The 14235-nt window shown below is 63.1% G+C and carries 14 protein-coding genes; 9 read left to right on the forward strand and 5 right to left on the reverse strand.

Annotated elements, in window-relative coordinates; all coding sequences use genetic code 11:
* Positions 1 to 43 precede the first annotated feature (43 nt).
* The 7 genes from ACVW17_RS31685 (at position 44) to ACVW17_RS31715 (ending at position 7366) form a co-directional block, all read left to right on the forward strand.
* Positions 44 to 1210: a glycosyltransferase family protein gene (locus tag ACVW17_RS31685; RefSeq protein WP_456755527.1), complete on the forward strand. Its 1167-nt coding sequence runs from the start codon at positions 44 to 46 to the stop codon at positions 1208 to 1210.
* A gap of 181 nt (positions 1211 to 1391) precedes the next feature.
* Entirely contained in the window at positions 1392 to 2027 is a 636-nt protein-coding gene (locus ACVW17_RS31690) for a D-sedoheptulose-7-phosphate isomerase (RefSeq protein WP_456755528.1), read from the forward strand.
* Complete coding sequence (locus ACVW17_RS31695) at positions 2027 to 3280, forward strand: HAD-IIIA family hydrolase (protein WP_456755529.1); 1254 nt, start codon at positions 2027 to 2029, stop codon at positions 3278 to 3280. Before ACVW17_RS31690 ends, ACVW17_RS31695 begins: the two co-directional genes overlap by 1 nt.
* A complete protein-coding gene (locus ACVW17_RS31700) occupies positions 3273 to 4340 on the forward strand; it encodes an NAD-dependent epimerase/dehydratase family protein (protein WP_456755530.1) in 1068 nt (355 codons plus the stop codon). The genes ACVW17_RS31695 and ACVW17_RS31700 overlap by 8 nt, the downstream gene beginning before the upstream one ends.
* Positions 4341 to 4518: 178 nt before the next feature.
* Positions 4519 to 5451: a GHMP family kinase ATP-binding protein gene (locus tag ACVW17_RS31705; protein WP_456798262.1), complete on the forward strand. Its 933-nt coding sequence runs from the start codon at positions 4519 to 4521 to the stop codon at positions 5449 to 5451.
* 20 nt (positions 5452 to 5471) lie between these two features.
* A complete protein-coding gene (rfbC, locus tag ACVW17_RS31710; protein ID WP_456755532.1) occupies positions 5472 to 6035 on the forward strand; it encodes a dTDP-4-dehydrorhamnose 3,5-epimerase in 564 nt (187 codons plus the stop codon).
* A gap of 5 nt (positions 6036 to 6040) precedes the next feature.
* Positions 6041 to 7366 (forward strand): NAD(P)H-dependent oxidoreductase, encoded by a 1326-nt coding sequence (locus ACVW17_RS31715; RefSeq protein ID WP_456755533.1) that lies wholly within the window; start codon positions 6041 to 6043, stop codon positions 7364 to 7366.
* Between the two features lie 72 nt (positions 7367 to 7438).
* Here the strand turns inward: ACVW17_RS31715 and ACVW17_RS31720 are convergent, their stop codons facing one another.
* The gene (locus ACVW17_RS31720) at positions 7439 to 7648 is read right to left on the reverse strand and encodes a hypothetical protein (protein WP_456755534.1); all 210 of its coding nucleotides are present in this window, start codon (positions 7646 to 7648) and stop codon (positions 7439 to 7441) included.
* A 114-nt stretch (positions 7649 to 7762) separates the two neighbouring features.
* Positions 7763 to 9010: a DNA polymerase IV gene (dinB, locus tag ACVW17_RS31725; RefSeq protein ID WP_456755535.1), complete on the reverse strand. Its 1248-nt coding sequence runs from the start codon at positions 9008 to 9010 to the stop codon at positions 7763 to 7765.
* A 325-nt stretch (positions 9011 to 9335) separates the two neighbouring features.
* Between dinB and ACVW17_RS31730 the strand changes: the two genes are divergently transcribed.
* The gene (locus ACVW17_RS31730; RefSeq protein WP_456755536.1) at positions 9336 to 9602 is read left to right on the forward strand and encodes a hypothetical protein; all 267 of its coding nucleotides are present in this window, start codon (positions 9336 to 9338) and stop codon (positions 9600 to 9602) included.
* Between the two features lie 189 nt (positions 9603 to 9791).
* On the forward strand, positions 9792 to 10934 hold the full coding sequence (locus ACVW17_RS31735; RefSeq protein ID WP_456798263.1) for a hypothetical protein: 1143 nt from the start codon (positions 9792 to 9794) through the stop codon (positions 10932 to 10934).
* A gap of 98 nt (positions 10935 to 11032) precedes the next feature.
* Here ACVW17_RS31735 and ACVW17_RS31740 read toward each other — a convergent pair whose 3' ends face one another.
* From ACVW17_RS31740 to ACVW17_RS31750, 3 genes are all read right to left on the reverse strand, one after another.
* Positions 11033 to 11599: a tetratricopeptide repeat protein gene (locus tag ACVW17_RS31740; protein ID WP_456798264.1), complete on the reverse strand. Its 567-nt coding sequence runs from the start codon at positions 11597 to 11599 to the stop codon at positions 11033 to 11035.
* Between the two features lie 195 nt (positions 11600 to 11794).
* Positions 11795 to 12196 (reverse strand): hypothetical protein, encoded by a 402-nt coding sequence (locus ACVW17_RS31745; RefSeq protein WP_456798265.1) that lies wholly within the window; start codon positions 12194 to 12196, stop codon positions 11795 to 11797.
* 12 nt (positions 12197 to 12208) lie between these two features.
* Positions 12209 to 13840 carry a type II and III secretion system protein family protein gene (locus ACVW17_RS31750; RefSeq protein ID WP_456798266.1) on the reverse strand — a complete coding sequence of 544 codons (1632 nt, stop codon included), beginning with the start codon at positions 13838 to 13840 and terminating at the stop codon, positions 12209 to 12211.
* Positions 13841 to 14235 lie beyond the last annotated feature (395 nt).

A 14235-nucleotide genomic window follows, 5' to 3' on the forward strand; every position in this document is an offset into this window, starting at 1 on the left:
ATCCAGAGGCCAAGCTGGTTAAAGGTAAATGGAGGACCGGTCCTTGAAGAGACGAATCCTCGTTGCTTCCGACTTCAACGCGAAAGATCGAGCCCATTTCGCATCGTCCTACGAGTTCTGCCGTATCGTCACCGAGTGCGATCATGCCGACCTCGTCGCGCCGGGCATCGACAACTACCTGACGAAAAATCTCGGCGGCATCCTGCCCTCTCACGACAGCCAGAGCGTCCAGAGCGACTTCAACAGGCTGGTCAACGGTGTCCGCAAGGGGCTCGGACTGAAGAACGCGCCGACGATCGAGCGGGTCGAGCTGGAGCAGAACTACGACGTCTTCTTTTTCGTGGCCTGGAGCCCGCAAAGTTTCGTTGAGCTCTCGCGCATCCGAAATTGGCGCGGTCGCTGCAAGATCGCCGTGGCGTATCTGATCGAGCTCTGGTCCAGCACGCTCGAGGAGGACCGCCATTACCTGAGACTATTGGACCAGTTCGACCACGTGTTTCTGCTGCACAGCGCAAGCATACCGCGCCTCTCCGCGTATACGGATGCTCCCTGTTCCTTCCTGGCGCCCGCCGTCGATTGCCTGACTGCCACGCCGTATCCGTCGCCCCCCGAACGGGTCATCGATGTCTATTCGATGGGCAATCGCGCGGTGGGACCACATCGGCAATTGGTGGCGCTGGCAGAACGCCGCAACTTCTTCTACCTCTATGACTCGCTCTCGAGCGGCAATTCCCAGGTCAAGGATTGGCGGGAGCACCGACTGCTTCTTGCCAACACCATCAAGCGCACCCGTTACTTCATGGGCTTCAATCCCGCGGCAGTCGCGGGCGCAAACTCGCGCAAGGTCGCCGGCGAACAGGTCCTGCCGTCGCGCCTGTTCGAGGGCGCCGCCGGGGGCGCCGTCATCCTTGGAAACGCGCCGCAGTGCGCCGAGTTTAAGGAGTATTTCGATTGGCCGGATGCGGTGATCGAGGTCTCTCCGCAGATAGACGACATCGCCGCCGTGATCGAGGACCTGGATGCGCAGCCGGAGCGGATAGCGCGCGTGCGCCGAACGAACGCCGTACGCAGCCTGCAGCGGCACGACTGGGTCTACCGCTGGGAGCACATCCTGTCTGCAATCGGAGTGGAGCCGTTGCCGCAGCTCCACGATCGCAAGTCCCGGCTCAGCGAAGTCGCAGCCGCCGCCATGTCGCCATTGCCGGCATGACGCACAGCCCGAGATGCCCGTTCTGCCGGTCGTCATGAAAGCGCGGAAATATCCTGCTCGCGACTGTGACATTTGCGGCCGCCATCCGGCCTACCCCCAAAGAGTGAATGTCGCGCGGCAAGAACTGGCGTCTAATACACTCAGAGGTTTGAGCCGTTGTTCACCTTGGAGAACCGGGCGTATGCGCACAATTCGGTCTGAATCACCACTTGTGCCGCCGGTGATCACGACACCACCGGAGACGTCAGACGTCATCTCGACGCATTTCGAGAATGTGCGGCGTGTGCTGGCGGAAGTTCAGGTGCACGCGGTCCAGAGACTGGTCGATATTTTCCGTGAGGCCCGCGACCGGGGAGCGTTCATTTACATCGCCGGAAATGGCGGCAGTGCGTCAACCGCCTCTCACTGGGTCAATGACCTTGGCAAGGCCACCAAACGCTCGGGTTGCCGACCGCTGAAGGTCATGTGCCTGTCCGACAACATGTCGTGGTTCTCGGCTCTGTCGAACGATGAAGGTTACGAGCGGGCCTTCTCGGGCCAGCTCGAGAACTTCGCGACGCCGGGCGATGTGCTGACCTGCATTTCCGCGAGCGGCAACTCCGCGAACCTGGTTCGCGCGGTCGAACTGGCGCGAAGGCAGAAGCTCACTACCGTGGCGCTGCTCGGATTTGACGGCGGCGTGCTGCGGGGTCTGGTGGATGAGCCCATGTGCGTCGAGACCGAGAAAGGCAAATACGAACTCGTCGAGGACGTCCATTCGGCGATCTGTCATGCGGTCACAAGGTGTCTCGTTGCCGACAGACCAGGTTTGAACTAATGGCCGCCCTCGACGGCACTTCTCGCCAGGCTCGCATCGAAGGCCGGATCTACGACCGGCCGACGCAGGCGGTCATCCTGGCCGGTGGCCGCGGCACGCGAATGCAGCCGATCACGAACGATCGGCCCAAGCCGATGGTGCCGGTTCTTGGGCGCCCCTTCCTCGAGTACCAGATCGAGCAATTGCGCGACCAGGGTTTTGAACGTGTCCTGATCCTCCTCGGATATTTGCCCGAGGTCGTACAGAACCATTTCGGCGATGGACGTGACTGGGGTGTGCACATCGAGTACTCGGTCACGGAGCCCGATCAACTGACCAGCAGCCGAGTGGCGACTGCTCGGCACATGATCGATCCCTGCTTCCTGCTGCTGTACTGCGACAACTACTGGCCGATGCAGATGGAGCGGCTGTGGGCGCGGTTCAGCGAGGCCGGGAAGCCCGCTTTGATCACCGTCTATAACAACAAGGATCGTTACTCCCGGGGCAGCGCCCTGCTCGATCGCGACGGTCATGTCAGCGTGTTCGATCGTTTGCGCACGACCCCCGGACTCCAGCAGGTCGAAATAAGTTACGCGATCCTGACCGACCTCGCCCTCGCGTTGCTGCCGGAGCAGGATATGCTGCTCGAGGAGGCGATCTATACACCGCTCGCTCGACAAGGGCGGCTCACGGCCTATGCGAGCGATCACCGCTATTACAGCGTCGGCTCGCTGGACCGGCTGCCCACGACGGAAGCCTTTATGCGGCGCAAGCCGACCGTGATCCTCGATCGTGACGGGGTGCTCAACCGCAAGCCGCCGCAAGCGCAATACGTGCGGAACTGGAATGAGTGGGCATGGTGCCCGGGCTCTCTCGAAGCACTCCGGCTACTGCACGACCGCGGCTACCGCACGATCATCGCCTCGAACCAGCCCGGCATTGGCCGCGGCGTCATGAGTGAGGCCGATCTCGAAGCCGTACACGACCGCATGAAGCGAGACGTCGCGCAGGCGGGAGGCCGGATCGACGCGATATACTACTGTCCGCATGGTTGGGAAGACGGCTGCGAGTGTCGCAAGCCGAAACCCGGTCTGCTTTACCAGGCCCAGCGCGACTTCCACCTCGATCTCACGCGCACGCTGTTCGTCGGCGACGACGAGCGCGACGCCGACGCAGCGGCAGCGGCCGACTGTCTCTTCCAGCGCGTGACCGATGCCTGTTCGCTCCTCGACCTCACCCGGCAAATGCTGAATGGAACCCCGGAATATGCCTGACAACAAGCGCATCCTGATCACGGGCAACGATGGTTATATCGGATCGGTCATGGCGCCCTGGCTCCAGCGCCAGGGCTACGATGTGGTCGGTCTCGACACCGGATATTTCTCTGCCTGCACACTCGTCCCCGACCTCGGCGAGGTCCCGACGATCCGTCAGGACCTGCGCGAGGTTACCGCCAACGAACTCGCCGGTTTCGACGCGGTGATTCACCTGGCGGCGCTCAGCAACGATCCGATCGGAAATTTGAACGAAGCCTGGACGCGGGAGATCAACTCGCAGGGAACGATCCGGCTCGCGAAGCTGGCGAAGCAGGCGGGCGTCCGGCGTTTCATTTTTTCATCCTCCTGCATCATGTACGGGACCTCCGAAGCGGCCGTCGTCGACGAAACTGCGCCGCTCGCGCCGCGCACCGAATACGCCCGCTCCAAGGTCGAAGCGGAGATGGCGCTGCGCGCCCTCGCCGACGATCGCTTCTCTCCGACCTATTGCCGCAACGGGACCGTCTACGGCCTGTCACCGCGGATGCGGTTCGACACCGTCCTCAACGATTTCATGGGCAATGCCTTCACGACAGGCCGCATTGTGATCCAGAGCGACGGTACGCCCTGGCGGCCGGTCGTCCATGTCCAGGACGTTGCGCGTGCGTTTCAGGCGGTGCTCGAGGCACCGTTGGAGAGCGTGCATAACCAGGCCTTCAACGTCGGTGCTGACCAACTCAACCACCAGATCCGCGATCTCGGGCAGATTGCGGCACAAAGCGTTCCCGGTTGCGAACTCGCGAGCGTGCCGCAGCCCGGAGCTGATCAACGCACCTACAAGGCGGATTTTGCCAAGTTCAAGCGAACCTTTCCGGAATTCAGCTTCCGATGGACGGCGACGGACGGAGCGAGGGAGCTCTATACCGCATTCCAGAGCATCGGCCTGAAGCATGGTGCATTCAAGGACAAGCGTTTTACGCGTCTGAGCTGGTTGCGGCATCTGCTCGACAGCGGAACGATCGACGAGTCGCTCAGGTGGACGGAGATCCGTGCCAATGTGAGCCGAATTCGAGCCTAAGTGTCGACAGGTCAGGAGGCCGAGCGCAGTGGAAACTCTATCGACGCGGGAACTCGAGCGTGCATCCGTTGTCCCGAACACGGAGTGGCTCAGACCGGCTTACGCCAGCTGGCGTCCGACCGATATCGTCATGACACGGACCCCGCTGCGCATCAGCTTCGCAGGCGGCGGCACAGATTTGCCGGAATTCTACGAGGTTGAGGAAGGCGCCGTCCTGAGCGCGGCCGTCGACAAATACGTCTACGTGACCGTGAAGCGCCACAGCGACCTCTTCAACGAGCCGATCCGGCTCAACTACTCACGCACCGAGCAGGTCAATACGATCGAGGAGATCGACAACAACATTGCGCGTGAGTGCCTCAAGTTTCTCAACATCGAGCCTCCGATCTTCATCAGCACCGTCGCCGACATGCCGGCGTCCACCGGCATGGGCGGATCGAGCGCCTTCGCAGTTGGATTGCTCCACGCGCTCCATGCCTTCCGCGGCGAGCGCGTCACCGCCGGCCAACTGGCCGAGGAGGCCTGCCACATCGAGATGGAAGTGCTCAAGGAGCCGATCGGCAAGCAGGACCAATACGCCGCCGCGTTCGGGGGCCTCAATCTGCTCCGGTTCGGACGCGGCGGCCGCGTCACGGTCGAGCCGCAGCCGGCCCGAAGCGGTTCTGTCGCCTACCTGTTCAGCAACATCATGATGTTCTGGACCGGCCATCAGCGCCCTGCCGCCTCGGTACTCACCGAGCAGCGAAGCAACACGTCACGAAACCTGGACGTTCTGCGGCGCATGCGCAACGACGCCTTCGAGTTTCGTTCCATCTGCTCCGGTCAACAGATCGCGCTCGAGCAGGTGGGCGAAGCTCTTCACCGCGGCTGGACGCTGAAGCGGGGTCTCGCCTCCAAGATCACCACCTCGGAGATCGATGACTATTATACGCGGGCCCTCGAGGCGGGCGCCGAAGGTGGCAAGCTGTGCGGTGCCGGCGGCGGCGGCTTCCTCATGTTCATCGTGAAGCCGGAGAAACGCGAGCGGGTGCGTCAGGCGCTCTCGGAGCTCCCTTTGGTGTCGCTTGGCTACGAGGTACACGGCTCGCGCGTGCTTTGCCCGGCCGGGTGACCCTGGCCTTGGAGAATTCGATGATTTTCAAGACCACCGAAATTAAGGGCGCTTGCACGGTAGAGCTGGAAAAGCGAGCCGACAGCCGCGGGTTTTTTGCCCGCGGCTGGTGCAGCCAGGAGTTCGACGATCACGGCCTGCCCAACCGGATCGCCCAGATGAACATCTCCTTCAACCGCCAAAAGCATACGTTGCGCGGCTTCCATTACCAGGTCGCGCCCTATCAGGAGGACAAGCTCCTGCGCTGCGTGCGCGGCGCCGTCCATGACGTGCTGATCGATCTGAGGCCTGACTCGCCGACGTTCATGCATCACATCACGGTTGAGCTCAGTGCCGAAAACTACCGCATGCTCCTCGTCCCGAAGGGATGCGCGAACGCCTTTCTGACGCTCGCGGACGAGACCGAGGTCACGTATCTCGTATCCGAATTCTACACGCCGACCGCCGAGCGCGGCGTGCGCTGGAACGATCCAGCGTTTCGCATCAAGTGGCCCGCCGAGCCCGCCGTCATCTCGGAAAAGGACTGCAGCTGGCCTGATTTCGTGGACGAGCACCGGCTCGTCGCGACTGCCGATGAGGGGTAGATAGCATGTTCATCGTCGACCGCGAGCTCGAGCGGCTGCAACGCACCGGCACCCCGATCAGGGTGGGAATGGTGGGCGCCGGGTTCATGGCCAAGGGTATCGCGCGTCAGATGCTGCAGTACACCAAGGGCATCGAACTCGCTGCGATCTGTAACCGTCACCTCGATGAGGCCCGCAAGGCCTACGCGGAATCCGGTGAGAGCAACGTCACGCAAGTGCGCCGCGTGGATGAACTCGACGACTGCATCACCCGGAGCCGGCGCGCGATCACCGACGACCCAATGCTTCTTTGCAACGCTGACGGGATCGATGTGATTCTGGAGGTCACCGGCACGATCGAATTCGCGGCCGGCGTGGTGATGCAGGCGATCGCCCGAACCAAGCATGTCGTCATGATGAATGCCGAACTGGACGGCACTCTCGGCCCGATCCTGAAGACGTATGCCGACCGCGCCGGGGTCGTCATCACCAACACGGAAGGTGACCAGCCAGGCGTCATCATGAATCTGTACCGGTGGGTGAAGGGACTGGGTATCAGGCCTGTGCTGTGCGGGAACATCAAGGGTCTGCACGATCCCTACCGCAATCCCACGACCCAGGAAGGGTTTGCCAGAAAATGGGGGATGAAGGCCCCGATGGTTACGTCTTTCGCTGACGGCACCAAGATATCCTTCGAGAACGCGATCGTTGCCAATGCAACGGGCATGCGGGTCGCGCGGCGCGGAATGCACGGTCCGGTCGTCGAGGCCGGCACCCCGATCCAGGAAGCGGTCAACTGGTACCCGGTCGATGAGCTTCTCGACGGTCCCGGCATCGTGGATTATTGCGTGGGAGCGATGCCAAACCCGGGCATATTCGTGCTTGGGACGACGAACGATGCGGTCGAGAAGCACTATTTGTCGCTCTACAAGATGGGAGCAGGCCCCCTCTACTGCTTCTACTGGCCCTATCATCTTTGTCACTTTGAGGTCCCGTTCACGGTTGCACGCGCGGCGATCTTCAAGGATGCAGCCATCACTCCGCTCGGCGCGCCGTGTGTCGATGTGGTCGCAGCCGCAAAGAGGGATCTCAGGGCTGGCGAAGTCCTCGACGGGCTTGGCCACTACATGACCTACGGCTTGTGCGAGAATGCGCAGGTCGCTCACGCCGAGCACCTTCTTCCGATCGGCCTAGCCGAAGGTTGCCGTCTTCGGCGGAACATTGCGCGAGACCACGTGCTCGCGTATGACGACGTCGAGATTCCGGCAGGCCGAATCTGCGACGCGCTGCGCCAGGAGCAAGACACCGTCTTCTTCGGCAGGCCGTCATTCATACGCCCTGCGGCTGCCTAAGGCGGCGTCATCGCGCGTTAGCCTGTTGTCGAATCTCCTCGGAAAACCGCTTCGCACTTTTCTGGATCACGCTTAGGTCAACATCGATATGATGGATTGAAGCTGATCGGATGCGGCCGTCACGAGCCCGTCGAACGACGTCTGACCGTGGGCCGCGGCTCGCAAGATGGATTCGGCAACGTGGGCCTTCAGACCGAACACGGATTGATCGGCCGGCACGCTTGCCATGACCGTATCCAACGCATCCCGCATCGTCTGGATCAGTTCGGAGCTGTACTTCATGGCTATCCTCCGCAGCGTCAGAATAGACCGCATGCGCGAGGCCACCACTCACAACGGCGCGATTCCGGATTGCCTTTTCTTAATGCGATGACCCGATCGTGAATCGGTAGCAGGTTATAGCTCCTTCTCGGCAAGTGCGCGAAACGCATCAGGCACCGACCGAACCGCCTCCAGAGCGACTGAGCCGTATCCGATTGCCTCCCAGCCGAAGCGGTCGCGGATCTTGTCGATCGCGCAGTCCGCCGCCCAGCGCGCGATGCCTGCTGGACTTCCGGGGCGGAGCGCGTCATCGGCCAATCCGAGCGGAAGCTCCAGCGCAAGGTCCCAATGCTCCTCGAGATGCGAGACCGAGATCGCCAACAGCGAAATGATCCCCTCACGGGGATGATCGGCAAGCGTTGCACGCACCAGGTTCTCGGCGAGCCGCGCCAGGATCACCGTCGTGCACACCGGCGCGTCGAGCGTGATCGCGCGGGTCACCGATTTCATGTCTGCGAAGCGCACCCGCACCGTCACGGTTCGTCCGGGCCGCGATTTCGCCCGCAGCCGTGTGGCGACGCGGTCGGCGAGATGCATCAGCGTCGGCCTGATGACCTGCATGGTCGCGGGCTTGCGGCCGAGCGCCGATTGTGCTCCCGCCGATCGCGCGCGCCGATGCGGCTTGAGTTGTCGCGGATCGCGATTGCAGGCCAGCGCGGCGAGCTTCTCGCCTGCCGCCGGACCGAGCAACCGCGTCAGCGAGCGTTCCGACAATGTCGCGAGTTGACCGATCGTCGCAACGCCGATCGCCTCCAGCCGTGCCCGGGTCACCGGCCCGACGCCCCACATCAACTCGACCGGCAATTCGTGAAGGAAGCTGAGCTCCGCGTCGGGATCGACGACGACAAGGCCGTCGGGCTTTGCGACCTGGGAAGCGATCTTCGCCAGATGTTTGGTGCGCGCGACGCCCACCGAGATCGGAAGACCGAGTTCGGCGCGCACCCGCCGCCGGATCGCCGCTGCGATGTCCGCCGGCGCTCCGAACAGATGCGTGCAGCCGGCAACGTCGGCGAACGCTTCGTCGATCGAAATGCGCTCGACCAGCGGCGTGAAATCGCCGAGCACCTCGATGGCCGCGTCGCCCAGCCGCTGGTAATCCCTGAAATGACCGCCGACAAAAATCAGCTGCGGGCACAGCTCGCGCGCGTCCCGTCCCGACATGCCGCCGCGGACGCCGAAGGCCTTGGCCTCATAGGAGGCCGCAAGCACCACCCCGCCCCCGACGGCGATCGGCTTGCCGCGCAGCGACGGATCAAGCAGCTGCTCCACCGACGCGTAAAATGCATCGAGGTCCGCGTGCAGAATGGTGGCTGCCGCTGCCATCTCGACCTGCTTGTGCTCGCCCGACCAAAAGAACAAACTAAGAACAAATCGAAATCCAGTCAACGTGGAATTTGTCCTCCCTTCGCGTGCGCTCGCCGCGCGAAGCAATCGGCCGGCCTGTCCTTCGGCAGGCTTCCCTCCGTCGACGCCGATCTCGGCTCGCTGGAGATCGAGACCGCTGCGCGGCAATCGAAGCGAATCACGCGAGCCGCGGCGGCAGTCGTTCGACCAATCGCGACGACACACAATGCGCCGACTGCCGCAGCAATTCGCTCACTTGCCGGCGTGCGTTGACGGGCAGGCTTTTTCAGGTAGATATCCTGGAATGACCGACCACTCTCATCAGGTGGACTTCCAGGCTGCGGCCACCCTTTACAAATGGCCCTCTCTCAACAACGCCAGGCGAGAGGATCGCGCACCCTATATGGTCGCCAACGCAACGCTCGACCAATGCATTCGCGATTTCATGAGCAAGCCCGACAAGACGCGGCATCTCTACGAGATCCGGACCAAGGCGCAACCTCCGCTCGTCCCCGATGTGCTGTCACCCGAGCACGTGATCGAGCTCTCCAGGCTTCGCGAGTTTCTCTGAACAGCTTGCGCTACGGCGATCGCGACGCGTCGCGTTGGCGGGCAGACTTATCCATCGGTCGTGCGCCTGGGACCGGATTGTTTGCCCCTCGGGGAGCCGTTACACTTCGCTTGACTCTCTGACTGACCGACACCGGCATGGGAGACCGCCGGCTGCGCGATCGGCTGATGGGGCATCGAGAGGCGCCACATGAGATTCAATCTGGCGATCTTGAGTGTGCTGGCTGCAAGACCGGAACAGCGGATTCCGCTCGAGGAGGTCAGTCGCGAGGTCAAGCGCATGATCGCGGCGGGCGATGCGGCCACGAAGTTGAAGCGATCGTCCGAGCTCGGCGACGCCGACGTGTTCCAGTCCGGATGGGCTTCGATCAATGAGGCGGGGCTGCAGATCACGGAGGCCGGGCTTGCGCTATGGAGCTCGCTTGCAGCGTCCCGCGCCGAGCAGGAGCTTAACGCGCAAGAACTCGGTAAACAGGAGCTCGGCGAATGGCAGAGCGAGCGCCTTGAGGCCGTTGCTGCCGACACGCCCGATGCGATCAGCGATGCTGGTGTCGACCAGCCCGACGACATCGATCGCCGGCTCGTGCACGCCAGAGATGACGGCCAGGCCGAGCGCACGACCTCGAACGCCGGCGGCTCGGCCGCATCGCTCGATCTCTCCGCGCAAGGCCCGATCGTGCTCGAACCGGCCTTCGGCTCGATCCACGCTGCGGGCCCGAACGATTCCCGGCTCTCGCAACTCCTGACATTGCTCGGCAGCAGTATACCGCGATTTGCTCGGGCACGGCGCCGGCGTTCGGCGGGCGGCGTAGAGGATCGGACAACGGCCAATCGCATCGGGGTGACGGGACTTGCCGTTGCATGTCTCAGTCTGATTTCGGTCGTTGCCTGCGTTGCCGCAGCGATCGCGCTCGGCCAGAACTCTTCGCTGAAATCCGAGATCGTCATGCTGCGGCGGGAGCTCGTGCCGCTGCGGGAGCGCGTCGCCAAGCTCGAGCAGGACGCAGCCAGGCGCGAAGCCGCGCAACAGGAAGAAGCGCAGCAGAAAGCCGAGACAGAAAAGCGAGCGGCGATCAGCGAGCAGACCGCACTCAGTCTCTCGCGGGAAGAGACTCAATTGATCAGGGAGTACATCAAGGCAGCGCCTTCGGCCGGCGCGGGCGGGCCGCCGATCAACGTCGGCGATCCCGCGAGCGGCGGAATGATTCCGCTGCCGTCGCCGCTGACCGAAAAGATTCCGAGACTCGCCGGTGCGCGATTTGCCATCCGCAACGGCGCCATCATCATCAGCACAAGAAACAGCCGCCGCGTCGATGCCGTGCTGATGAACTAGATCGCGGCGAGGTCGGGTCGCAGGGGCGAGCTACCAAAATAGCGAAAACAACCCCATGCAAAGGAGTCGGCGGCCCCATCAAAGGTAATATTGCACCGCTACGGCTGATTGTTCGGCGGCCGCTCGATGAACTTGCGGCTGCCGTTCAGCAGCTCGAGGTTGTTGGCGATAACCGGGTTGCCGGGATCGAGCGAATACGCCTTCTCGAACTTGCGCCGCGCGCCGCTGAGATTGCCGCGCAGCATGAGGGAATAGCCCTGGTCGTTGAGGATCTGGACGGTCTCGCCGCCGATCCGGATCGCCTGCGCATAGGCCTGATCGGCAAGATCGAAGCGGCGGATCTTGTCGTAGCTCGCGGCGAGCCCGACCCAGGCCGTGACGTCCTTCGGCGCCTTCTCGACCGCATCCTTGAAATAGCGCTGGGCGATACCGTAATTGCCGCGGTTGTAGTGCTCGAGCCCCAGCCGCACCGGCTCGTCGGAGGGATAATATTTGACGTCGGTCGGCTCCTGCACGGGGTCCCCACCGGGCGGATCCACCGGAGCGACGATCGCGGCCTCGCGGGTCGTGTAGTCACAGGCACCAAGGCCGGTCGCCAGGCCGCAACAGATCAACGCCGGCGCGAGACGACGCAATCCTCGTCCCGTTCCCCAAGTCCAGCGCATCTCTTGCCCCATTCGAAACATCATCGCGAAACTACCTAACAAAACAGACAGCACGACCGAAACACCGGGTCAGTACCAGAACCTCACGTCGCCACTTCCCTTCAAGCTCCAGCCGCGGCATCCGCCCGCCCCGCCAGGATCGGAAAATCGAGATCCCAACGGGCAATGCCCAGGGTGCAGCGAGCCTTCAGCTGGTTACCTGCCTCCTCCGCCTACCCCGACAGCCACCGATCCTCCGGTCCCTGCTCCCAGTCCGGTCGTGTTGACGTTCTGAATCGTCGTGACGGGCGGCGGCTGGCCCATCGCCCTGGTCGGATCGCCCATGTCGGGAAGCTGATCCAGCGGGCGCTGCTGAGTGCCGTAGCGGGTGATCGCAGTACCCGTCCGTCGCGCGTCGTAGGCGATGCGGCGGTCGCCGACATAGGCCGGCCACGGGTGGATCGTGTGGGTGACCGCGTTGACCTCCTTGGCATTGCCGGCACTCATCGTGATGGTGTCGGAACGCTGGATGTAGCGGTCCATCTCGTCATGCCCGTACACGCCGTAGCAGCCGCCGAGCAGGAACGGGGCGAGCAGTGCCAGATATCGGATGGTCATCTCCCGCCTCCCCTAGTTCAGCGTCTTCACGACCGGCTGGTCGACGACCACCGCCGGTGGCGGACTCACGACCGCGTTGGGCGCGATGATATGGCCATACGGTCCCTTCACGTCGCCGCCGGAATTGACGTAGTCGTCGTAGCGCTTGCGGACTTCCATCTGGCCGTTGAGGAAGAAATCGACATCGTTGGCCGGCAGGCGGGAATCGAGCGGCGATGCCAGCTGCTGGCCGGGCGCCGCCGGCGCGACCAGGCGCGGCGTGACGATAATGACCAGGTCGGTTTCCTGCTGCTGATAGGACTTGCTGCTGAACAGAGTGCCGAGCACCGGCACCGAGCCGATCCAGGGCAGTTGCGAAACGTCCTGCTGGTTCTTTGTCTGCAACAGGCCGGCGATGGCAAAGCTCTGGCCGTCGCGCAGCTCGACCGTGGTGCGCGCGTCGCGGCGGGTCAGTGACGGAACGCTGGTACCCTGGATCGTGACCGTATTGGTGAAGTCGAGCTCGCTGACCGAGGGCTCGACGCGGAGATTGATCAAGCCGCGCGAGAGCACGGTTGGAACGAACGCCAACTCGACGCCGAACTTCTTGTAGTCGATCGAGACGGTCGGAAAGCCGGATGTCGACTGGGTTGGCACCGGCACAGGAAATTCGCCGCCGGCCAGAAAGCGCGCGGCATCACCGGAGAGCGTGGTCAGATTAGGTTCTGCCAGTCGGCGCGCCAGTCCTTTGGTTTCCAGCGCCGTGATCAGCATATCCACCGAACTGCCGTTGCTAGTCCTCACGATGCTGGTCAACAGGCTTCCGAACGGGGTCGGAGATACGCCGCCGGCAGCACCGACGAGGGTTCCTGCCGTACCGAGTAACGGAATGGACCCAGCCGGAGGGCCTACATTCGGCATGCCAACGCGGCCACTGTTCGTGCTGATTGAATTTGGCCCGCCAGCTCCGCTATTGGCAATATTTGATCCACTGGCGTTCGCAGCGTAGAGATTCACGCCGAGGTCGCGCCCCGCCTGCCGGTTAACCTCGAGGAAGCGCACCTCGAGCATAACTTGCTGCGGCGCAGCAACGTTCATCGCATTGACGACGATGCCGCCCTCGGGAACGCTGCCCTTGGCAATCGCCAGGGCCCGCTCCGCGGCGACCGCATCGGCGGCCATTCCGCTCAGCACCACCTGGCCTTCCGAGGCGGTTACGCGAATGCCGCGCGTCCCGGTGCCGTTCTGGATGTTTTGTTGCAGATTGCCGATATCGAACGTCACCTCGACATCGAGGATGCCGATCTGCTTCATCGCGCTGTCGAACAGGATGACGTTGGTAGTGCCGGTCTTCTTGCCCTGGACGTAGATCAGATGGTCGCTCAGCGACTTCACGTCGGCGATGTCGGGCGAGCCCGCGACGATCGACGAAAACGCGGTGTCGACCCTGAAGGTGCGCGACTTGTTGACGATCACCTTGACGCGCTGGACGTCGCTCATCTCGCTGACGAAGACGCCGGAGGAGGATGAGGATGACGGCGCACGCCGATCCGCGGCGGCGGCCGGATCGATGCAATGAAACAGGGCAAGCGCAGCGCCGAACGCCATCGCGCTGAAGGCAACCAGCCCAAGTCCCGCATCAACCGAAACGCGACTTCCCATCATGCCAATCCCCTTCGCCGCGTTTCCGCGACGACCCCCGTAAATCTACGACCCCGGCCCGATCACTCCCGTTCGTGCACCACGCCGTAGAGCTTACAGTTTGTCCGACTACAAATAGTTACTTCACGAATTCCCATTTCCCGGCGCGCCGAGCGAAAGCAAAACGAGCTCGCTCCGGATATCCCCACACGCCAGGCCGCAAATGGCGGCCCTCAGATCATCTCCCGTCACGCGCCCCGATTGCAAGGCAAGAGCCCTTCGGCGCCGCGGCGAGCCCGGAGAAAACTCCCCAATGTTGCCACCGCGCACCACTTCCCTAGCCCGCTTGGGCTATTTGCCAGCCGTCCAGCAGGCCACGGCCGATCCGGCGGCGCGTCAGCCCCCCGATCGTGAGGCGA

The organism is Bradyrhizobium sp. USDA 4473 (assembly GCF_054063335.1).

Bases quoted from the DNA above. Each gene is read 5' to 3' on its own strand.
- ACVW17_RS31690 (WP_456755528.1), top strand. From the start codon at position 1,392: ATGCGCACAATTCGGTCTGAATCACCACTTGTGCCGCCGGTGATCACG.
- ACVW17_RS31695 (WP_456755529.1), top strand. From the start codon at position 2,027: ATGGCCGCCCTCGACGGCACTTCTCGCCAGGCTCGCATCGAAGGCCGG.
- ACVW17_RS31700 (WP_456755530.1), top strand. From the start codon at position 3,273: ATGCCTGACAACAAGCGCATCCTGATCACGGGCAACGATGGTTATATC.
- rfbC (WP_456755532.1), top strand. From the start codon at position 5,472: ATGATTTTCAAGACCACCGAAATTAAGGGCGCTTGCACGGTAGAGCTG.
- ACVW17_RS31715 (WP_456755533.1), top strand. From the start codon at position 6,041: ATGTTCATCGTCGACCGCGAGCTCGAGCGGCTGCAACGCACCGGCACC.
- ACVW17_RS31720 (WP_456755534.1), bottom strand. From the start codon at position 7,648: ATGAAGTACAGCTCCGAACTGATCCAGACGATGCGGGATGCGTTGGAT.
- dinB (WP_456755535.1), bottom strand. From the start codon at position 9,010: ATGGCAGCGGCAGCCACCATTCTGCACGCGGACCTCGATGCATTTTAC.
- ACVW17_RS31730 (WP_456755536.1), top strand. From the start codon at position 9,336: ATGACCGACCACTCTCATCAGGTGGACTTCCAGGCTGCGGCCACCCTT.
- ACVW17_RS31735 (WP_456798263.1), top strand. From the start codon at position 9,792: ATGAGATTCAATCTGGCGATCTTGAGTGTGCTGGCTGCAAGACCGGAA.
- ACVW17_RS31740 (WP_456798264.1), bottom strand. From the start codon at position 11,599: ATGCGCTGGACTTGGGGAACGGGACGAGGATTGCGTCGTCTCGCGCCG.
- ACVW17_RS31745 (WP_456798265.1), bottom strand. From the start codon at position 12,196: ATGACCATCCGATATCTGGCACTGCTCGCCCCGTTCCTGCTCGGCGGC.
- ACVW17_RS31750 (WP_456798266.1), bottom strand. From the start codon at position 13,840: ATGATGGGAAGTCGCGTTTCGGTTGATGCGGGACTTGGGCTGGTTGCC.